The organism is Streptomyces sp. Tu 3180 (assembly GCF_009852415.1).
Classification (GTDB): domain Bacteria; phylum Actinomycetota; class Actinomycetes; order Streptomycetales; family Streptomycetaceae; genus Streptomyces.
This window is the reverse complement of the sequence record NZ_WOXS01000002.1, coordinates 2,275,216-2,294,226: the sequence shown is the minus strand read 5'-3', so window position 1 is coordinate 2,294,226 and position 19,011 is coordinate 2,275,216. Positions and strand designations below refer to the sequence as shown.

The window sequence follows — 19,011 nt, the reverse complement described above, 5'->3', positions numbered from 1 at the left end:
CGTTCACGGGAGGGGTTCACTCTATGGCGGCGCAATTCGGCAGGCGGCTGCGCAAGGGAGCCGCAACCACCGCCGTGGCCGCGGCGGCGGTCGCGGCCCTGTCCGCGTCCCAGGCTCCGGGGGTGACGGTCGACGGCGGGGGCGGACAGACCACCGCGGACGCCACGCCCGCGCCCGAGAAGAGCGCCGACGGCGTCGGCGCGACCGGCAACTCGCCCTACTACACGGACCTGCCGCCGCTCAACAGCCCCCGTCCCTCCCCGTCCGCGAGCACCGGCCCGGGCGTGTCCGGCGGCAGCGAGGCCGGCATACCGGCGACCGTCCTGGACGCCTACAAGAAGGCCGAGGCCGAGCTGCGCGAGAAGAAGCCCGGCTGCAACCTGCCCTGGCAACTGCTCGCGGCCATCGGCAAGGTGGAGTCCGGCCAGGCCCGCGGCGGCCGGGTCGACGCCGACGGCACCACCCTCAGCCCGATCATCGGCCCGCAGCTCGACGGCAACGGCTTCGCGCTCATCAAGGACACCGACGACGGCGCGTACGACGGCAACAGCAGCTACGACAACGCCGTCGGCCCCATGCAGTTCATCCCGTCCACCTGGGAGTGGGCGGGCCGCGACGGCAACGGCGACGGCCGTGAGGACCCCAACAACGTCTACGACGCCGCGCTCGCGGCCGGCCACTACCTGTGCCGCTTCGGCTGGGACCTGTCCGACCAGGGCGACCTCAACAAGGCGATCCTCAGCTACAACAACTCCACGGACTACCTGAACACCGTCCTGTCGTGGCTGGAGTACTACCGCAAGGGCACCCACGAGATCCCGGACGGCACCGGCGCCCTGCCCGTGGGCCGCAGCGACGGCCGCACGGCCGGCTCCACCCCGTCGGCGCCGGGCACCTCGACGCCCAAGCCCGGCACCAAGCCGGGCGCCAAGCCCGGGAAGCCGGCCGGCGACAGCCCGGGCTCCAAGCCGCCGGCCCCGCCCGCTCCCGAGAAGCCCTCCCCGTCACCGACGCCGCCCGGCACGCCGCAGACGCCCACCGACACGGTGGACCACCTGGAGAACGCCGGCACCGGGAAGCTCACCGCGATGGCGGGCGACACCTTCACCGAGAGGATCGGCGCCCGCGCCGAGACGGACGCCGGCAGGGCCGTGGCGAAGGTGCGGATCCGCTTCACCATTCTCGGCGACACCGACACCACCTTCACCGGCGGCGAGAGCGTGGCCACCGTCGTCACCGACAGCTCGGGCGTCGCCGTGGCACCCGCCCTGCGGGCGGGCGAGAAGACGGGCGACGTCACGGTCCGCGCCACCGTCGCCGGCCGGACGGTACCGGGCCTCGACTACCGGGCCACCGTCACCGAGCGCGCCGCCGACACCCTCGTGCGCACCGGCGACGAGGCGCTCACCTGCGTCCCGGGCGGCGAGTTCGCGCACCGGGTCGAGATGAGGGCCACCCGCGGCGGCGCCGCCGCCGACGGGGTCGCGGCCACCGCCACGCTGATCAGGTCGGCCGACGACCCGACCGCGAGCGACAAGGGCCCCTACTTCAAGGACGCCGACGGCAAGGCCGTCCGCACCCTCGGCGGCCTGGAGACGGACGCGGACGGCCTGCTGAAGCTGCCGCAGCTGTACGCCGACGACACCACCGGCACGTTCCTGCTCCGCGTCACCACCGCGGGCGGGGCCACCCTCACGGTGGAACTGACCGTGGCGGCGGCCGGGACGGCGTCACCGGGCCCGTCCCCGTCCACCAGCCCTTCGGCGAGCCCCGGCGCCTGACCGCACCGGAACAACCGGAACACCCGGAACAACGGGCGAGGGCGCCCCTCCGCGAACGACGGAGGGGCGCCCTCGCCCGTGTGCGGGCCGGTGACGGAACCGGAAGCGGCTCACCGCCCGAGCCGCGCGTTGGTGTGCCGGGTCGGCTCGGCGGTGGCCGGGTCCTCCGGCCACGGATGCCTGGGGTACCGCCCGCGCAGCTCGGCCCGTACGCCCCTGTAACCGTCCCGCCAGAAGGAGGCGAGGTCGGCGGTCACGGCGGCCGGCCGCCCGGCCGGGGACAGCAGGTGCACCAGCAGCGGCACCCCGGCCACCCGGGGCGACTCCTGGAGCCCGAACATCTCCTGGAGCTTCACGGCCAGCACCGGCTGCTCCGGGTCGGAGTAGTCGATCCGGATCCCGGACCCGCTGGGCACGGTGATCCGCTCGGGGGCGAGCTCGTCGAGCCGTACGGCCTGGCCGGAGGCCCAGGGCAGCAGCCGCGCGAGCGCCCGCCCGGCGTCGATCCGCGCGAGGTCGGCCCGCCTGCGGGCACGGCCGAGCTCCGGCTCCAGCCACTCCTCCACCCGCGCGTGCAGCGCCTCGTCCGAGACGTCGGGCCACGGCTCGCCGAGCCGGCGGTGCAGGAACGCCATCCGCTGCCGCAGCACGCCCGCCTCCGCCGGCCACCGCAGCAGCCCGAAACCCTCGCGCCGCAGACCGTCCAGCAGCGCCGCCCGCACCAGCGAGGGGTCGGCGCCGGTGTGCGGCCGCACGGCCAGCTCCACCGCCCCCAGCCGCTCGACCCGCCGCGCCACGACGTCCCCGTCGGCCCAGCGGACCTCCTCGCGCGACTCCAGCAGGGCCCCCGCCGCCCGGCGCGCGACGTCCTCGCCGACGACCGCGCCGAGCCGCACGCGCGCGTGCCCCCGCCCCACGGGCCGGTCGGCCACGGCGACCGCGATCCAGGGCGCACCGCGCAGTGCGCTCCCCGCGTCCGTCTCGGCACGGGTGCCGGACACCATCAGGTACGAGCCGCCGTCCGCGCGGGCCACCCGCTCGGGGAAGGCGAGCGCGGCCACGAGCCCCATCCGGGCGTCCTCCCCGTCCGGCCGCACCGGCGAGGAGCCGGGGCCGTGGACGGGCCGCCCGGGAACCTCCGCGGCTTCCGGGGCCCCGGGGACCTCCGGGGCGAGCGAGCGCAGCCTGCGCACCTCCGCCCGCCACCGCCCCGCGTACGCGTCACCGCCGCGCCGCGCGGCCCGCAGCGCACCGGCGAGGTCGTCCCCGTACTCCCGGGGCGGCTCCTCACCGATCAGCGCGACCACCTCGGCCGCGAGCCCGGCGCCCACGACCGGTGCCGCGTCCAGCAGCGCCCGCCCCAGCCGGGGGTGCAGCCCCAGCCGCGCGAGCCGCGCGCCCCGCTCCGTGGCCCGTCCGTCGGGACCGACCGCCCCGATCGCCGCGAGGACGTCCCGGGCCGCCGCCATGGCCCCGCCCGGCGGGGGATCCAGCAGCGCCAGCCCGGAGGCGTCGGGATCGCCCCAGCACGCCGCCTGGAGCGCGAACGCCGTCAGGTCGGCCACCTTGATCTCGGGGGAGGGGAACCGCGGCAGCCGCGCGTCCTCCGCCTCCGCCCAGCAGCGGTACACCGCACCCGGCGCCTCACGTCCGGCCCGGCCCGCCCGCTGCCGGCCGGCCGCCTGCGAGGCCCGCACCGTCGTCAGCGCGCTCAGCCCGCGCACGTGGTCGACCCGGGGCTCGCGCGCGAGCCCCGAGTCCACGACCACCCGCACCCCCGGAACCGTCAGCGACGACTCCGCCACCGAGGTCGCCAGCACCACCCGGCGCCTCCCGCCGGGCGACAGCACCGCGTCCTGCACGGCCGCCGGGGCCCGCCCGTGCACCTGGAGCACCTCGACACCGCCGAGATCCCCCAGCTGCCCGGCCACCCGGGCGATCTCGCCCACCCCCGGCAGGAACACCAGCACGTCCCCGTCCCGCTCGGCCAGCGCCCGCCGCACCACCGACGCCACGTGCGTCAGCAGCGCCGGGTCGACCCGCGTGCCGTGCGGCGGCCGCACCGCACGCGCGGGAGGCGCCCACACCACCTCCACGGGGAACGCGGCACCGGCCGCCTCGACCACCGGCGCGCCGCCCAGCAGCCGCGCCCAGCCCTCGGCGTCCGTCGTCGCCGACGCGGCCACCAGCCGCAGCTCCGGGCGCAGCGCCTCGCGCACGTCCCACAGGAACGCCGCCGCGGTGTCCGCGTCCAGATGCCGCTCGTGGCACTCGTCGAGCACCACCACGTCCACCCCGGTCAGCTCCTGGTCGCGCTGCAACCGCTGCAGGAGCACACCGGTCGTGACGACCTCCACGCGCGTGTGCCGGCCGACCGCCCGCTCCCCGCGCACGGTGAAGCCGACGGACCCGCCGACCTCCTCGCCCAGCAGCCACGCCATCCGCCGCGCCGCCGCGCGGGCCGCGATCCGCCGCGGTTCGGCGACCACCACGCGCCGCGCGGGCCCGTCACCGAGCAGCCCCGCCAGCGCCGGCGGCACCAGCGTCGTCTTGCCGGTGCCGGGCGGCGCCACCAGCACGGCGGTGCCGTGCGCGTCGAGGGCGCCGGTCAGCCCGGGCAGGGCCTCCCGCACGGGAAGGGCGTCCAGGGCGTCGTGGCGGATCACGCGCTCAGTCCCGCACGCACACGAAGACCGCCGTCCCCGGGATCAGGCCGCCGCGCAGCGGGGACCAGCCGCCCCACTCGGAGGTGTTCCAGGCCGGCCACTCCGGCTCCACCAGGTCCACCAGGCGGAAACCCGAGGCGACGACGTCGCGGACGCGGTCGCCGAGCGTCCTGTGGTGCTCGACGTACACCGCGCGGCCCTCCTCGTCCTGCTCGACGTAGGGCGTGCGGTCGAAGTAGGAGGCGGAGACGCTGAGCCCCTCGGGACCGGGCTCGTCGGGGAACGCCCAGCGGATCGGATGGGTCACGGAGAAGACGAGGCGCCCGCCGGGCCGCAGCACCCGGTGCACCTCGCGCAGCACCAGCCGCGGGTCGGCGACGAAGGGCAGCGCCCCGTACGCCGAGCAGGCCAGGTCGAAGGAGCCGTCCGCGAAGGGGAGCGCGATCGCGTCGGCGCACACCAGGGGGAACGATCCGCCGATGCGCAGCGCGTGCTGCAGCTGCCGGTGCGAGAGGTCCAGGGCCACCGGGCGCGCGCCCTGGGCGGCCAGCCAGCGCGAGCACTGCGCCGCGCCGGCGCCCAGCTCCAGGACGTCCCGTCCCTTCAGCTCCTCCGGCGGGCCGAGCAGCTCGGCCTCCACCTCGTCCAGGCCCTCGGGACCCCACACGAAGCGGTCGTCGCCGAGGAACGTGCCGTGCTCGATCTGGTACTCGTCCGCGTTGCGGTCCCACCAGCCCCGGTTGGCGCGGGAGCTCTCCGCGACACCGGCCTCCCGTCGGGTGGCCTCCGGTTCGGGTGCTTCGGGCTCTTGGATGATCGGCTCCCTCGTCGTACTCTTCCGTCCAGCCCGTCCCCGGCGTGTCGCCGCAGGGGCGCGACACGGCCTGCGCGGCCTCGTGGGACGGGAATTGTGCCGGTTATGCGGCGATCCGCCCCGGGTGGGGGGCTTCGCGCATTGACCCTGCCCGGCAGCCCCCGTATGCTACAAGTTGCGCTGCGGGCCTGCGCACCTCAGACGTAGCAGGCTGCGCTCGCATCTGTTGTATGTCCCCTCGGTTGTCGAGGCGCCGTCACCGTCGCAGGTGAGGCGCTTCCTTGGCTGTCCGGCTTCTGCAGAGCGAAACGGGCTCCGGCGTAGCAGTACCTACGACTTCAATGTCCGTACCGGAGCCCTTTCCCACATGACGAGCAGCACCGAGACCACCGCCACCACCCCGCAGGTAGCGGTCAACGACATCGGTAACGAGGAAGCGTTCCTCGCAGCGATCGACGAGACGATCAAGTACTTCAACGACGGCGACATCGTCGACGGCGTCATCGTGAAGGTCGACCGGGACGAGGTCCTGCTCGACATCGGTTACAAGACCGAAGGTGTCATCCCGAGCCGCGAGCTCTCGATCAAGCACGACGTCGACCCGAACGAGGTCGTCGCCGTCGGCGACGAGATCGAGGCCCTGGTCCTCCAGAAGGAGGACAAGGAAGGCCGCCTGATCCTCTCGAAGAAGCGCGCCCAGTACGAGCGTGCCTGGGGCACCATCGAGAAGATCAAGGAAGAGGACGGCATCGTCACCGGTACCGTCATCGAGGTCGTCAAGGGTGGTCTCATCCTCGACATCGGCCTCCGCGGCTTCCTCCCGGCCTCCCTGGTCGAGATGCGCCGCGTCCGCGACCTCCAGCCCTACGTGGGCAAGGAGCTCGAGGCGAAGATCATCGAGCTGGACAAGAACCGCAACAACGTGGTCCTGTCCCGCCGTGCCTGGCTGGAGCAGACCCAGTCCGAGGTCCGCCAGACGTTCCTCACCACCCTCCAGAAGGGTCAGGTCCGTTCCGGCGTCGTCTCCTCGATCGTCAACTTCGGTGCCTTCGTGGACCTGGGTGGCGTCGACGGTCTGGTCCACGTCTCCGAGCTGTCCTGGAAGCACATCGACCACCCGTCCGAGGTCGTCGAGGTGGGCCAGGAGGTCACCGTCGAGGTCCTCGACGTCGACATGGACCGCGAGCGCGTCTCCCTGTCGCTGAAGGCGACCCAGGAAGACCCGTGGCAGCAGTTCGCCCGCACCCACCAGATCGGCCAGGTCGTGCCCGGCAAGGTCACGAAGCTGGTTCCGTTCGGTGCGTTCGTCCGCGTGGACGAGGGCATCGAGGGTCTGGTCCACATCTCCGAGCTGGCCGAGCGCCACGTGGAGATCCCGGAGCAGGTCGTCCAGGTCAACGACGAGATCTTCGTCAAGGTCATCGACATCGACCTCGAGCGCCGCCGCATCAGCCTCTCGCTGAAGCAGGCCAACGAGTCCTTCGGTGCCGACCCGACGGCGGTCGAGTTCGACCCGACCCTGTACGGCATGGCCGCGTCCTACGACGACCAGGGCAACTACATCTACCCCGAGGGCTTCGACCCGGAGACCAACGACTGGCTGCCGGGCTACGAGAAGCAGCGCGAGGAGTGGGAGCGCCAGTACGCCGAGGCGCAGCAGCGCTTCGAGCAGCACCAGGCGCAGGTCATCAAGTCCCGCGAGGCGGACGCCCAGGCCGCTGCCGAGGGTGGCGAGGCCGCCGCTCCGGCCGCGTCCGGCGGCGGTTCGTACTCCTCCGAGGGCGGCGACACCTCCGGTGCGCTGGCCTCGGACGAGGCGCTGGCCGCGCTGCGCGAGAAGCTGGCCGGCGGCCAGAGCTGAGCGCACGCACGCTGAGCGGAACCCGCGCCGGGCGCGGTGACCGCTGAGCGCGAGCTCCAGGGCCGAGGGCCCGCACCCCATCCGGGGTGCGGGCCCTCGGCGCGTTCCCGGCGCCGGGAATGCGGGTGCCGCGCGTCACGTTGTGCAGTACGGACACGAGGAGGAGCGGTCACTGTGCTTGATCCGCAGGATTTGTACGCCTGGGAGCCGAAGGGGCTGGCCGTCGTCGACATGGCGCTCGCCCAGGAGTCGGCCGGACTTGTCATGCTCTACCACTTCGACGGATACATCGACGCGGGGGAGACCGGGGACCAGATCGTCGACCGGCTGCTCGACGCGCTGCCCCACCAGGTCGTCGCCCGGTTCGACCACGACCGGCTGATCGACTACCGCGCCCGGCGCCCGCTGCTGACCTTCACCCGCGACCGCTGGAGCGACTACGAGGTGCCCGCCCTCGAGGTGCGCCTCGTCCAGGACACCACCGGAGCCCCCTTCCTGCTGCTCTCCGGCCCCGAACCGGACGTGGAGTGGGAGCGCTTCGCCGCGGCCGTGCGGCAGATCGTGGAGCGGCTCGGCGTCCGCCTGTCGGTGAACTTCCACGGCATCCCGATGGGCGTCCCGCACACCCGCCCCGTCGGCCTCACCCCGCACGGCAACCGCACCGACCTCGTCCCCGGGCACAGCAGCCCGTTCGACGAGGCCCAGGTCCCCGGCAGCGCCGAGGCCCTCGTCGAGTACCGGCTCATGCAGGCCGGACACGACGTCCTGGGCGTCGCCGGGCACGTCCCGCACTACGTCGCCCGCTCCCCGTACCCGGACGCGGCGCTCACCGTCCTGGAGGCCATCACGGCCGCGACCGGGCTGGTCCTGCCCGGCGTCGCGCACGCCCTGCGCACCGACGCCCACCGCACCCAGACCGAGATCGACCGCCAGGTCCGGGAGGGCGACGACGAACTCGCCGCCCTCATCCAGGGCCTGGAGCACCAGTACGACGCCGCCGCGGGAGCCGAGACCCGGGGCAACATGCTCGCCGAGCCGGTGGAGATCCCGTCGGCGGACGAGATCGGGCGCGAGTTCGAGCGGTTCCTGGCGGAGCGCGAAGGGGACGGCTGACGGGACCCCGCGACGGGAGGGTCCGCCGGAGGGCCCGCCGGCGCCAGGCCCTAAGCTTCCGCTCATGCTGAAGGTGGGCCTGACCGGCGGGATCGGCGCCGGCAAGAGCGAGGTGTCCCGGCTGCTCGTCGAGTGCGGGGCGGTGCTGATCGACGCGGACCGCATCGCCCGTGAGGTCGTCGCGCCGGGGACACCCGGCCTCGCGGCGGTCGTGGACGCCTTCGGCGAGGAGGTGCTCACCGCGGACGGCAGCCTGGACCGGCCCAGGCTGGGCTCCGTCGTCTTCGCCGATCCGGAGAAGCTGGCCGTCCTCAACTCGATCGTCCACCCCCTGGTGGGCGCCCGCTCCCGTGAGCTGGAGGGGGCCGCCGCCGAGGACTCCGTCGTCGTCCACGACGTCCCCCTCCTCACGGAGAACGGCCTCGCCCCCCTCTACGACCTCGTGATCGTCGTCGACGCGAGCCCCGCGACCCAGCTCGACCGGCTCGTGCGGCGCCGCGGCATGACCGAGGAGGACGCCCGCGCGCGCATGGCCGCCCAGGCGACCCGCGAACAGCGCCGGGAGATCGCCGACATCGTCATCGACAACGACGTCCCCCTCGACGCGCTGGAGCGGCGCGTGAAGGAGGTGTGGGCCGAGCTCGTCCGCAGGGCGCGGGCGTCCCGGCGGACCCCTCAGGAATAGCGGCCCCGGACGAGGCGTTGAACCCCTCCAGCGAGGGAAGGATTGCGCCGTGCCCGAGACCAGTGGTTCGACCGGACGTACGCCGGAGACGCATGTCATCGACTTCCGTGCCGCCGAGCAGCTGCTCGCCTCCCGGGATCCGCAGGGCGCGGTGAAGCTGCTCGACGGCGTCATCGACGTCCACCCGGAGAACACCGCCGCGCGGCTGCTGCGCGCACGGGCCTTCTTCGCCGCGGCCCAGCTGCGCCCCGCCGAGCTGGAGTTCTCCCTCGTCCTGGAGCGCGAGCCGGACAACGCCTTCGCCCACTTCGCCCTCGCCCGCACCTATCAGCGCCAGAACCGCCCCCGCCCGGCCAAGCGCCACTTCCGGCTGGCGGCGGCGCTGGACCCGAACCCGGAGTACCTCGAGGCGGCGCGCTTCGAGGCGTGAGCGGCCCGCGCCCGCCGCCACGCCCGCACCCGTCGCCGCCACGGCTCACGGGCGGCTGCTCGGCGGCTCGTACGGCGGGACGTCGCGGCCCGGCTGGTAGTGGGCGCCCTGGCGGATGCGCCGCACGACGACGGCCAGGTCGACCATGACGACCAGCCACAGCAGCCCGCAGGCGAGCGCCCAGCCCCAGCGCCCCACGACCGCGAACGCCGCGGTCCCGAACACCGTCCAGACCGCACCCCAGACGCTCAGCCAGAGCCGCATCCGCAGAGGACTGCGCGCGGTCACCGGTTCACTGCCCGTACGCATCACCCTCACCACTCCCGTCCGCGTCTCCTCCTCCCTTCCGGGTTCCCCGGACGAGGAGCACATACGGCGCTGCCGGACGCCCCGTGATCCGACGCCGGCTGACTCGAACGGGTGAATCCGCGGCGGAGGGGAACGGGCGTGCGGAAACGGGCCGTTGGACGGGCATGGAACCGGAAATGCGTGAGGGGTACGAGGGGACGGGACCCGGGGCGATCACCCCGGACGGCTGCGCGGTGGAGCTCTACGCGCGGCTGCCCGTCGGGGACGAGCCGGACGTCATCGCCGCGGCGGTGCCCGCGGGTGCACGCATCCTGGAGCTGGGCAGCGGGGTCGGGCGGATGACCCACGCCCTGCTGGAGCGCGGCTTCGAGGTCACGGCGGTGGACGAGTCCGCCGAGATGCTGGAGCGGGTGCGCGGGGCGCGGACGATACACAGTCCCGTGGAGAGGCTCGACCTGGGCGAGACGTTCGACGTGGTGCTCCTGGCGTCGTTCCTGGTGCACGTGGGGGACGTCGAGGTGCGGCGGGGAATGCTGCGCACCTGTGTGCGGCACCTGGCGAAGGGCGGGTGCGTGCTGATCCAGCGGGAGGGCGAGGACTACCACACCGACGTGCCGCGCGAGCGGGTGGACCCCTCCGGCTTCACCGTGCGGATCGTGTCGTCGGAGCCGGTCGGCGACGGGGTCGACTCGGTGCGCGCGGAGTACGTGTTCCCGGACGCGACCTGGACGCAGACGTTCCGGGCACGGCCGCTGACGAGGCAGCAGTTCGAGGAGGCGCTGGGGGAGGCGGGCCTGAGGGTGGACCGGTACCTGACGGCGGACCGGATGTGGGTGAGGGCGGTGCCGGTGACGGGCGGCTGAGGACGGGACCCCCTCGGGCGGGCCCCCTCGGGTGGGGACGGGCGCGAGGGCGGGGCGCGGTCCCCTCCGGGACAGCGGCCGGAAAGGGTGTCCGGCAGGGGCGCCCCCGCCGGACACCGGGTGCTCACGGCCGGGCCGCGCCGCCGGACCCCTTGCCGCGGGCCTTGCGGCCACCGGTCGTCCCACGGCCGGCGGCCCCACCACGACCGGCGGATCCGCCGCGGCGGACGCCGGACCCGCCCGGTGCGGCGCCCGGGTCACCGGCTCCGCCCGGTCCACCGGGCGTGCCGAACCCGCCCGGCGCGCCGAAGGGGCCCGGTCCGCCCAGAGCACGCAGGCGCTCCAGTTCGCGGCGGTCGCGCTTGGTGGGGCGGCCCGCGCCGCGGTCGCGGATCCCGGCCGGGGCGACGGCCTCGCGGGGCGGGGGCGGCGGGGAGTTGTCGATGTAGCACTGGGCGGCGACCGGGGCGCCGACCCGCTTGCGGATCAGCCGCTTGACGACGACGACCCGCTCCCGGGTCTCGACCCGCACGCGCACCTCGTCACCGACGCGGACGGAGTGCGCGGGCTTCACCCGCTCGCCGTTCACCCGCACGTGGCCGCCCCGGCAGGCGGCGGCGCCGAGGGAACGCGTCTTGACCAGGCGTACGGACCAGATCCAGCTGTCGATCCGCACGGTCTCGCCGGGCTGCGGCCCGGCCGCCTCGGCCGCCGCCACGGCAGCGGCGATCTTCGGGTCCGGGGGAGCCGCCGCCTCCTGGGAGGCCCCGTCCGTCGCCCCCGCCGTGTCCCCGGCCCCACGCGTCCTGTCGTACTCCGCACCCTCAGAAGCCATGTCCCCGACCTTAGTCCTCCTCGCCGGTGGACCGTGCCCGGATTTCGAGCGGTGCCGCGCCCCGCGGGACCGCCGCCGTACCGGTCACGGGCCCGGAGCGGTCAGCACCTGGTCCGCCCGGCGCGGCCTCCCGTCGCCCCGTACCCCTACCGTGGAGTCATGGACCCCGGCGGCCTCACCGCACTCGACCGGCGCATCGCCGGCTGCCGCGCCTGCCCCCGGCTGGTCGACTGGCGCGAGGAGGTCGCCCGCACCAAGCGCGCCGCCTTCATGGACTGGACGTACTGGGGCAGGCCGGTGCCCGGTTTCGGGCCGCCGGACGCCCGGCTGCTGATCGTCGGGCTGGCGCCCGCCGCGCACGGCGGCAACCGCACGGGGCGCATGTTCACCGGGGACCGCTCCGGGGACGTGCTGTACCGGGCGCTGTACGACGTGGGGCTCGCCTCGCAGCCGACCTCCGTGCACGCCGGGGACGGCCTGGAGCTGTACGGCGTACGCGTCACCTCGCCCGTGCACTGCGCCCCGCCCGCCAACAAGCCCACGCCCGGGGAACGGGACACCTGCCGGCCCTGGCTGGTGCGGGAGCTGCACCTGCTGCGGCCGACGGTGCGGGCCGCGCTCGTCCTCGGCGCCTTCGGCTGGCAGGCCGCGCTGCCCGCGTTCGCCGAGGCCGGCTGGACGGTGCCCCGGCCGCGTCCCGCCTTCGCCCACGGCGCCCACGTCGTGCTGCCCGCCGCCGACGGCCCCGGTCTCCACCTCCTCGGCTGCTTCCACGTCAGCCAGCGCAACACCTTCACCGGCCGGCTCACCCCCGGGATGCTCCGGGAGGTGCTGAGCACGGCGGCCGAGGCGGCGGGACTGCCCGTGCGGGGCGGCGGGACCGCCCGCACGGAAACGGGATGATCGTCCGCCGCGCGGCCGCTACTGTGCCCGGATGAGCCTGTATCCGGAGATCGAACCGTACGACCGCGGCATGCTCGACGTCGGTGACGGCAACCGCGTGTACTGGGAGACCAGCGGCGACCCGCGCGGCAAGCCCGCGGTGGTGCTGCACGGCGGGCCGGGATCCGGTACGAGTCCGAACCTCCGGCGGTACTTCGACCCGGCCGCGTACCGGATCGTGCTGCTCGACCAGCGCGGCGCCGGACGCTCGACACCCCGGGCGAGCGACCCCGCCACCGACATGAGCGTCAACACGACCGCCCACCTCATGGCGGACCTGGAGCGGCTGCGCGCCCACCTGGGGATCGAGCGGTGGCTGGTGTGGGGCGTGTCGTGGGGATCGGTCCTGGGACTGCGGTACGCGCAGACGCACCCCGAAGTGGTGTCCGAGCTGGTGCTGACGGGGGTCGCCACCGGGTCCGACCAGGAGGTCTCCCTGCTGACCCGGGGGCTGGGGAAGATCTTCCCGGAGGCCCACGAGCGGTTCCTCGCCGGACTGCCCGCGGACGAGCGCGACGGCGACCCGGCCGCCGCGTACAACCGGCTGCTGGAGTCGCCCGACCCCGAGGTGCGGGAGCGGGCCGCACGGGCCTGGACCGACTGGGAGACGGCGATGGTCCCCGCCCCGCCCGGCTCGGTCGCGCGCTTCCGGGACCCGGAGTTCCGCATGGGCTTCGCCCGCACCGTCACCCACTACTGGAGCAACGGCCACTTCCTCGGCGGGGGCGGCGACGAGGGCGTCGTCCTCCGGGACGCCCACCTGCTGCACGGCGTCCCCGGCACCCTGGTGCAGGGCGGCCTCGACCTCGGCAACCTCCTCGGCGTCGTCTGGCGCCTCCACCACGCCTGGCCGGACAGCGAGCTGGTGATCGTGGACGAGGCCGGCCACGACGCCGGTGCCGCCGGGGACGACGCGCTGGTGGCGGCGACGGACGCGTACGCGCGCGGCGACCGGTGGGCGCCGTCGCGCTGTGCTCCATAAGAGGGAAATCCAACGCTCCGTGAGCATGATCCCACCAATGGACATACGCTTCCGGTGAGGGGAGGGAAAGTCTCAGACATTCCAGCCGAGGAGAGCCGATGGCTGAACGCATTGCACATCGACGCGGCTATCGAAAAGACCTCTTCGGCGAGATGCTCGCCGAATTCCTGGGGACGTTCGTCCTGATCCTGCTGGGCATCGCGTCAGTGGCCGTGGCCGTCGTCGGACTGCCCGGATCGGGCCGGCAGGTGGTGGAGTTCGGGCCCGCCAACTGGCTCATCATCGCGTGGGGCTGGGGCCTCGCCGTGGTGTTCGCCGTCTATGTGGCCGGCGGTGTCAGCGGCGCCCACCTCAATCCCGCGGTGACCCTCGCCTTCGCCGTCCGGCGGGACTTCCCCTGGCGGAAGGTCCTGCCCTACTGGCTGGCGCAGGTCGTGGGCGCCTTCGTGGCCGCCGCGCTCGTGTACGCCTGCTACCGGTGGGCGATCGACGCGTCCAACGCCGGGGAGGGAATTCCGCGGGACGAGTCGCTGGGGACCTATTCGATCTTCGCCACGTTCCCCGCCGAATACTTCGGGGATTCGTGGTGGGGCCCCCTGCTCGACCAGATCGTGGGCACCGGAATCCTGCTCCTTCTGATCTGCGCGCTCATCGACACCCGCAACACGGCCCCGCTGTCGAACCTCCACCCGTTCCTCATCGGCCTGGTGGTCGTCGCCATCGGCCTGACGTTCGGCACCAACGCCGGATACGCGATCAATCCCGCACGGGACTTCGGCCCCCGCCTGTTCACCTACTTCGAGGGCTGGGGAGCGATCGCCCTGCCCGGGACGTTCCAGTGGTTCAGCGGCTACTGGTGGATCCCCATCGTCGGCCCGCTCATCGGCGGGGTCCTCGGGACCGTCGTGTACGACCTGCTCATCGGCCCGGTGCTCAAGGCCAGGCAGCAGGAGCCCGAGGAGGGCCCGGCCACCGAAGAACCCTAGACGCACCAGGAGGTCGCAACGATGCCCGAATTCGTCGGCGCGGTGGACCAGGGGACCACCAGCACACGCTTCATGGTCTTCGACCACTCCGGGAACGAGGTGGCGAAGCACCAGCTCGAGCACAGCCAGATCCTGCCGCGGTCGGGGTGGGTCGAGCACGACCCGGTGGAGATCTGGGAGCGCACCAACACGGTGATCCAGAACGCCCTGCGCACCGGCGGCCTGTCGGCCACCGACCTGGTGGCCGTCGGCATCACCAACCAGCGCGAGACGACGGTGGTCTGGGACCCGCGCACCGGCCGCCCGTACTACAACGCCATCGTCTGGCAGGACACCCGCACCGACAGCATCGCCGCCGCCCTCGAACGCGACGGCCACGGCGAGGTCATCCGCCACAAGGCCGGACTGCCGCCGGCCACCTACTTCTCCGGCGGCAAGCTCAAGTGGCTGCTGGAGAACGTGGAGGGACTGCGCGAGGCCGCCGAGGCGGGACACGCCCTGTTCGGCAACACGGACGCCTGGGTGCTGTGGAACCTCACCGGCGGGCCGGCCGGCGGGGTGCACGCCACCGACGTGACCAACGCCAGCCGCACCATGCTGATGAACCTGGAGACCCTGGACTGGGACGACGAACTGCTGGAGATCTTCGGCGTCCCGCGGGCGATGCTGCCGGCCATCCACCCCTCGTCCGACCCCGAGGCGTACGGCCGGGCCCGCACCTCCCGGCCGCTGAGCGCCGCCGTCCCGGTCACCGGGGTGCTCGGCGACCAGCACGCGGCGACCGTCGGGCAGGTCTGCTTCTCCCCCGGCGAGGCCAAGAACACCTACGGCACCGGCAACTTCCTGGTGCTGAACACCGGCACCGAACTGGTGCGGTCGCAGCACGGACTGCTGACGACGGTGGCGTACCAGTTCGCGGGCAGTCCCGTGGTCTACGCGCTGGAGGGGTCCATCGCCGTCACCGGCGCGGCCGTGCAGTGGCTGCGCGACCAGCTGAAGATCATCAGGAGCGCCGCGGAGAGCGAGCAACTGGCGCGCCAGGTGGACGACAACGGCGGGATGTACTTCGTGCCGGCCTTCTCCGGTCTGTTCGCCCCGTACTGGCGCTCCGACGCCCGGGGCGCCATGGTGGGCCTGGCCCGCTACAACACCGGCGCCCACCTCGCGCGGGCCGCGCTGGAGGCCATCTGCTACCAGAGCCGCGACGTCGTCGAGGCCATGGAGCAGGACTCGGGCGTGCACCTGGACGTGCTCAAGGTCGACGGCGGCGTGACCGCGAACGACCTGTGCATGCAGATCCAGGCCGACGTGCTGGGGGTGCCGGTCAGCCGTCCCGTGGTCGCCGAGACCACCGCGCTGGGCGCCGCCTACGCCGCCGGGCTCGCCACCGGCTTCTGGCGCGACACCGACGAGCTGCGCTCCCACTGGCAGGAGTCGAAGCGCTGGAACCCGGAATGGAGCGAGGAGCAGCGCCGGGACGGCTACCAGGACTGGAAGCGGGCCGTGGAGCGCACCCTCGACTGGGTCAGGGTCACCTGACGGCGCCGGCGCCGCCCGGCGTCAGCGGTCGGCGATGTCCTCGCGCAGGCCGTCGGAGAACTCCCACCAGGACAGGGCGAGCCAGTCGCCGTTGACGAAGGCGTCGACGCTCGCCCCGCGACCACGCACCGTCACGGTCGTTCCCGGCGGGTAGACGGTGCCCGACACCCCGGGCACCGGGACCAGCAGGGTCCCCAGTCGCTGTGCCGCCATTTCCCGCCTCCTCTCGTTCTCGGTACCGCTCGGGTGTGGTACCGGACGCATTTGAACCTCTGTCGCCGGACATTACCGGTTTGCCCGACCCGGTAGGTCGCGGAATCATGAGAGATGAGTCACGCGGAGAGCGGGGGGCGTGACGAAAAGATTCCCGTGCCGTCGAGCGGAGGTCACCGCCATGAAGGCCGTCGTGTACAAGGGACCGTTCAGCGTCGCGGTCGAGGACGTCGAAAAGCCCGGTATCCAGCATCCCAACGACGTGATCGTGCGGATCAGCTCCACCGCGATATGCGGTTCCGATCTGCACATGTACGAAGGACGCACCGCCGCCGAACCCGGCATCGTCTTCGGTCACGAGAACATGGGAATCATCGAGGAAGTCGGCCAGGGGGTCACCTCGCTCAAGGAGGGCGACCGCGTGGTCATGCCCTTCAACGTCGCCTGCGGATTCTGCCGCAACTGCGCCGAGGGATTCACCGGGTACTGCACGACCGTCAACCCCGGTTTTCCCGGGGGTGCTTACGGATACGTCGCCATGGGCCCCTGGAAGGGCGGCCAGGCCGAATACCTGCGCGTCCCCTACGCCGACTTCAACTGTCTGAAGCTGCCGCCGGGAGAGGAGCACGAGACCGACTTCATCCTCCTCGCCGACATCTTCCCCACCGGCTACCACGGCTGCGAACTCGCCCAGGTGCGCCCCGGCGAGAGCGTCGCGGTGTACGGCGCGGGACCGGTCGGGCTCATGGCCGCCTACTCGGCCCTGCTGCGCGGCGCGAAGAAGGTGTTCGTCGTGGACCGGGTCCCCGAGCGGCTGCAGAAGGCCGAGGAGATCGGCGCGGTGCCCGTCAACTTCGCCGAGGGCGACCCGACCGAGCAGATCAAGGAGCAGACCGGGGGCCTCGGCACGGACAAGGGCATCGACGCCGTCGGCTACCAGGCGACGAAGGGCGGCACGGACCGCGAGGAGCCGGCCACCGTCCTGAACTCGCTCGTCAACACGGTCCGGGCCACCGGAGCGCTCGGCGTGCCCGGCCTCTACGTCCCGGCCGACCCGGGGGCCCCGGACGAGCAGGCCAAGCAGGGCATGCTCCTCGTCGCGATCGGCAAGCTCTTCGAGAAGGGCCTGCGGGTGGGGACGGGGCAGTGCAACGTCAAGCGCTACAACCGGCATCTGCGGGACATGATCATCGAGGGCAGGGCCAAGCCCAGCTTCGTGGTCTCCCACGAACTCCCCCTGGAGCAGGCGGTGTCGGCCTACGACAAGTTCGACAAGCGGATCGAGGGCTACACGAAGGTGGTGCTGCACCCGTAGCCCGCGGCCCCCGGGGACGGGAAGCGCGGGCGCCCCGTACGGGGACCGTAGGCGCCCCGTGCGGGGCACGGGGCGCCTACGGCCGCCACGCGTACCGCACGTCCGGTTCGCGTTCCTCGTTGCCGGAGCCGTCCGTCCACTGCACGGCCGTGAAGCCGTGCCGTTCGTAGAAGCGGTGCGCGGGCCCGTTGACCTGGAAGGTCCACAAGGAGAGCCCCGCAGGGCTGCGCTCCTTGGCCAGGGCGACGAACCGGTCACCGATCCCGCGCCCGCGCCACTCGGGGGCGAGGTAGAGCTGCGCCAGCTCCTCGCCCTCCAGCACCATCACCCCGACGACGTCCCCGCCCGCCGCCGCCACCCAGGTCTCGCGCAGCGGGACGAGTACGTGCCGGAAGTAGGCGTGCACCTCGGCGTCGGACCGGGGCCGCACCACGGCCGGCAGGGCGGCGGCGAAGGACCGCAGCCAGACGTCGGCCGCGGCGCCGGCGTCGCGGGGCAGGGCCCGGCGCAGGACCACGGCCCGGTCGCCGCTCCTCACGAGCCCGCGGCGGTGTCCGCCTCGACGGGGGAGGCGTGGCAGCAGGCGGGCGGGGGGAAGGGGCCGGGGGCGGTGACGCGCCGGATCACGCGGGCTCCGATCATCCAGGGGGCGTGGCGGGCAACCCACCGATCATGCGGGCCCCCGGGCGCCGCCGCATCCCTTTTTCGTTCGCCTCCGTCCGGGCGCCCTCCTAGTCTTTCCACCGGCCCGCAGACCGTCCCCGCCCGTCAGGAGCCGCAGCCGTGCCCTCCCTCCCCGACCAGGTCTTCCTCGAGGCGACCGCCGACCGGCTCGCCGCCCTCCCCGGCGTCCTGGCCGTCACCCTCGGCGGCTCGCGAGCCCAGGGCACCGAACGGCCCGGCAGCGACTGGGACCTGGCCGTCTACTACCGGGGCTCCTTCGACCCCGACGACCTGCGCGCCGTGGGCTGGCAGGGCGAGGTCTGCGGGATCGGCGACTGGGGCGGCGGTGTCTTCAACGGCGGCGCCTGGCTCACGATCGACGGGCGCCGGGTCGACGTCCACTACCGCGACCTCGACGTCGTCGAGCACGAGCTGGCGGAGGCGGAGGCGGGCCGGTTCCGCGTCGAGCCGCTGCTGTTCCACCTCGCCGGCATCCCGACCTACCTGCTGGTCGCCGAGCTCGCGATCAACAAGGTGCTGCGGGGCGGCCTGCCCCGCCCCGCCGCCTACCCGCCGGCACTGCGCGCGTCCGCCCCGCCCCGCTGGCACGGCACGGCCACCGCCACCCTCGCCTACGCGAGGACCGGCCACGCCCCCCAGGGCGCCCTCACCCAGGTCGCGGGAAGCATCGCCGTCGCCGCGACCCAGACCGCGCACGCGGTGATGGCGGCGCGCGGGGAGTGGGTGACCAACGAGAAGGGCCTGGTGCGCCGGGCGGGGCTGACCGGCGTCGACGCCCTGCTCGAGGGGCTGACGGCCGGACCGGATGCCCTCGCGGCAGCCGTCACCGAGGCGGAGGAGATCCTCCGGCGGTCGGTGGAGGGCTGACGGCCCCGGGCCGCGGGGGCGTCGTCGCAGCGGAGACCACCCGGGGACGGTCCCGCGACGACGAGGGCGTGCGCACGGGCACGACGTACCGCTTCAAGGGCCCCGGCACCGGTCCACGGTCATCGC

At 73.7% G+C, this 19,011-nt stretch carries 18 protein-coding genes; 12 read left to right on the top strand and 6 right to left on the bottom strand.

Annotation, left to right across the window (positions count from 1 at the left end; all coding sequences use genetic code 11):
- Positions 1–23 precede the first annotated feature (23 nt).
- The gene (locus GL259_RS11275) at positions 24–1,781 is read left to right on the top strand and encodes a lytic transglycosylase domain-containing protein (protein ID WP_159531698.1); all 1,758 of its coding nucleotides are present in this window, start codon (positions 24–26) and stop codon (positions 1,779–1,781) included.
- A 110-nt stretch (positions 1,782–1,891) separates the two neighbouring features.
- Here the strand turns inward: GL259_RS11275 and hrpB are convergent, their stop codons facing one another.
- Positions 1,892–4,447, bottom strand: a complete 2,556-nt coding sequence (gene hrpB, locus GL259_RS11270) for an ATP-dependent helicase HrpB (RefSeq protein WP_159531696.1) — start codon at positions 4,445–4,447, stop codon at positions 1,892–1,894.
- Positions 4,448–4,451: 4 nt separating this feature from the next.
- Positions 4,452–5,264 (bottom strand): class I SAM-dependent methyltransferase, encoded by an 813-nt coding sequence (locus GL259_RS11265; RefSeq protein ID WP_159538549.1) that lies wholly within the window; start codon positions 5,262–5,264, stop codon positions 4,452–4,454.
- Positions 5,265–5,628: 364 nt separating this feature from the next.
- Here GL259_RS11265 and rpsA point away from each other — a divergent pair, with 364 nt between their 5' ends.
- From rpsA to GL259_RS11245, 4 genes are all read left to right on the top strand, one after another.
- Positions 5,629–7,122 carry a 30S ribosomal protein S1 gene (rpsA, locus tag GL259_RS11260; RefSeq protein WP_159531694.1) on the top strand — a complete coding sequence of 498 codons (1,494 nt, stop codon included), beginning with the start codon at positions 5,629–5,631 and terminating at the stop codon, positions 7,120–7,122.
- 174 nt (positions 7,123–7,296) lie between these two features.
- The gene (locus tag GL259_RS11255; protein WP_159531692.1) at positions 7,297–8,235 is read left to right on the top strand and encodes a PAC2 family protein; all 939 of its coding nucleotides are present in this window, start codon (positions 7,297–7,299) and stop codon (positions 8,233–8,235) included.
- A 64-nt stretch (positions 8,236–8,299) separates the two neighbouring features.
- Positions 8,300–8,920 carry a dephospho-CoA kinase gene (coaE, locus tag GL259_RS11250; RefSeq protein ID WP_159531690.1) on the top strand — a complete coding sequence of 207 codons (621 nt, stop codon included), beginning with the start codon at positions 8,300–8,302 and terminating at the stop codon, positions 8,918–8,920.
- A 49-nt stretch (positions 8,921–8,969) separates the two neighbouring features.
- On the top strand, positions 8,970–9,350 hold the full coding sequence (locus tag GL259_RS11245) for a tetratricopeptide repeat protein (protein WP_159531688.1): 381 nt from the start codon (positions 8,970–8,972) through the stop codon (positions 9,348–9,350).
- A gap of 45 nt (positions 9,351–9,395) precedes the next feature.
- Here the strand turns inward: GL259_RS11245 and GL259_RS11240 are convergent, their stop codons facing one another.
- Complete coding sequence (locus tag GL259_RS11240; protein WP_208026458.1) at positions 9,396–9,659, bottom strand: DUF6343 family protein; 264 nt, start codon at positions 9,657–9,659, stop codon at positions 9,396–9,398.
- Between the two features lie 176 nt (positions 9,660–9,835).
- Here GL259_RS11240 and GL259_RS11235 point away from each other — a divergent pair, with 176 nt between their 5' ends.
- Positions 9,836–10,522, top strand: coding sequence for a class I SAM-dependent methyltransferase (locus tag GL259_RS11235; RefSeq protein WP_243762288.1), 687 nt, complete (start codon positions 9,836–9,838; stop codon positions 10,520–10,522).
- 124 nt (positions 10,523–10,646) lie between these two features.
- Here GL259_RS11235 and GL259_RS11230 read toward each other — a convergent pair whose 3' ends face one another.
- Entirely contained in the window at positions 10,647–11,357 is a 711-nt protein-coding gene (locus GL259_RS11230; RefSeq protein ID WP_159531682.1) for an RNA-binding S4 domain-containing protein, read from the bottom strand.
- A 159-nt stretch (positions 11,358–11,516) separates the two neighbouring features.
- On the opposite strand from GL259_RS11230, the gene GL259_RS11225 reads away from it, so the two are divergent.
- From GL259_RS11225 to glpK, 4 genes are all read left to right on the top strand, one after another.
- Complete coding sequence (locus tag GL259_RS11225; protein ID WP_159531680.1) at positions 11,517–12,260, top strand: uracil-DNA glycosylase; 744 nt, start codon at positions 11,517–11,519, stop codon at positions 12,258–12,260.
- A gap of 31 nt (positions 12,261–12,291) precedes the next feature.
- Complete coding sequence (gene pip, locus GL259_RS11220) at positions 12,292–13,281, top strand: prolyl aminopeptidase (protein ID WP_159531678.1); 990 nt, start codon at positions 12,292–12,294, stop codon at positions 13,279–13,281.
- A gap of 98 nt (positions 13,282–13,379) precedes the next feature.
- Positions 13,380–14,267: an MIP/aquaporin family protein gene (locus tag GL259_RS11215; RefSeq protein WP_159531676.1), complete on the top strand. Its 888-nt coding sequence runs from the start codon at positions 13,380–13,382 to the stop codon at positions 14,265–14,267.
- A gap of 21 nt (positions 14,268–14,288) precedes the next feature.
- A complete protein-coding gene (glpK, locus tag GL259_RS11210; RefSeq protein WP_159531674.1) occupies positions 14,289–15,806 on the top strand; it encodes a glycerol kinase GlpK in 1,518 nt (505 codons plus the stop codon).
- A gap of 21 nt (positions 15,807–15,827) precedes the next feature.
- On the opposite strand, the gene GL259_RS11205 is transcribed toward glpK, so the two are convergent.
- A complete protein-coding gene (locus GL259_RS11205) occupies positions 15,828–16,019 on the bottom strand; it encodes a hypothetical protein (protein WP_159531672.1) in 192 nt (63 codons plus the stop codon).
- Positions 16,020–16,200: 181 nt separating this feature from the next.
- Between GL259_RS11205 and GL259_RS11200 the strand changes: the two genes are divergently transcribed.
- A complete protein-coding gene (locus tag GL259_RS11200) occupies positions 16,201–17,334 on the top strand; it encodes a glutathione-independent formaldehyde dehydrogenase (RefSeq protein ID WP_159531670.1) in 1,134 nt (377 codons plus the stop codon).
- 76 nt (positions 17,335–17,410) lie between these two features.
- On the opposite strand, the gene GL259_RS11195 is transcribed toward GL259_RS11200, so the two are convergent.
- Positions 17,411–17,872: a GNAT family N-acetyltransferase gene (locus GL259_RS11195; RefSeq protein ID WP_159531668.1), complete on the bottom strand. Its 462-nt coding sequence runs from the start codon at positions 17,870–17,872 to the stop codon at positions 17,411–17,413.
- A gap of 245 nt (positions 17,873–18,117) precedes the next feature.
- Between GL259_RS11195 and GL259_RS11185 the strand changes: the two genes are divergently transcribed.
- The gene (locus GL259_RS11185; protein WP_159531666.1) at positions 18,118–18,885 is read left to right on the top strand and encodes a nucleotidyltransferase domain-containing protein; all 768 of its coding nucleotides are present in this window, start codon (positions 18,118–18,120) and stop codon (positions 18,883–18,885) included.
- Positions 18,886–19,011 lie beyond the last annotated feature (126 nt).

Bases quoted from the DNA above. Each gene is read 5' to 3' on its own strand.
- GL259_RS11275 (WP_159531698.1), top strand. From the start codon at position 24: ATGGCGGCGCAATTCGGCAGGCGGCTGCGCAAGGGAGCCGCAACCACC.
- rpsA (WP_159531694.1), top strand. From the start codon at position 5,629: ATGACGAGCAGCACCGAGACCACCGCCACCACCCCGCAGGTAGCGGTC.
- coaE (WP_159531690.1), top strand. From the start codon at position 8,300: ATGCTGAAGGTGGGCCTGACCGGCGGGATCGGCGCCGGCAAGAGCGAG.
- GL259_RS11240 (WP_208026458.1), bottom strand. From the start codon at position 9,659: ATGCGTACGGGCAGTGAACCGGTGACCGCGCGCAGTCCTCTGCGGATG.
- GL259_RS11235 (WP_243762288.1), top strand. From the start codon at position 9,836: ATGCGTGAGGGGTACGAGGGGACGGGACCCGGGGCGATCACCCCGGAC.
- GL259_RS11230 (WP_159531682.1), bottom strand. From the start codon at position 11,357: ATGGCTTCTGAGGGTGCGGAGTACGACAGGACGCGTGGGGCCGGGGAC.
- GL259_RS11225 (WP_159531680.1), top strand. From the start codon at position 11,517: ATGGACCCCGGCGGCCTCACCGCACTCGACCGGCGCATCGCCGGCTGC.
- pip (WP_159531678.1), top strand. From the start codon at position 12,292: ATGAGCCTGTATCCGGAGATCGAACCGTACGACCGCGGCATGCTCGAC.
- GL259_RS11215 (WP_159531676.1), top strand. From the start codon at position 13,380: ATGGCTGAACGCATTGCACATCGACGCGGCTATCGAAAAGACCTCTTC.
- glpK (WP_159531674.1), top strand. From the start codon at position 14,289: ATGCCCGAATTCGTCGGCGCGGTGGACCAGGGGACCACCAGCACACGC.
- GL259_RS11205 (WP_159531672.1), bottom strand. From the start codon at position 16,019: ATGGCGGCACAGCGACTGGGGACCCTGCTGGTCCCGGTGCCCGGGGTG.
- GL259_RS11200 (WP_159531670.1), top strand. From the start codon at position 16,201: ATGAAGGCCGTCGTGTACAAGGGACCGTTCAGCGTCGCGGTCGAGGAC.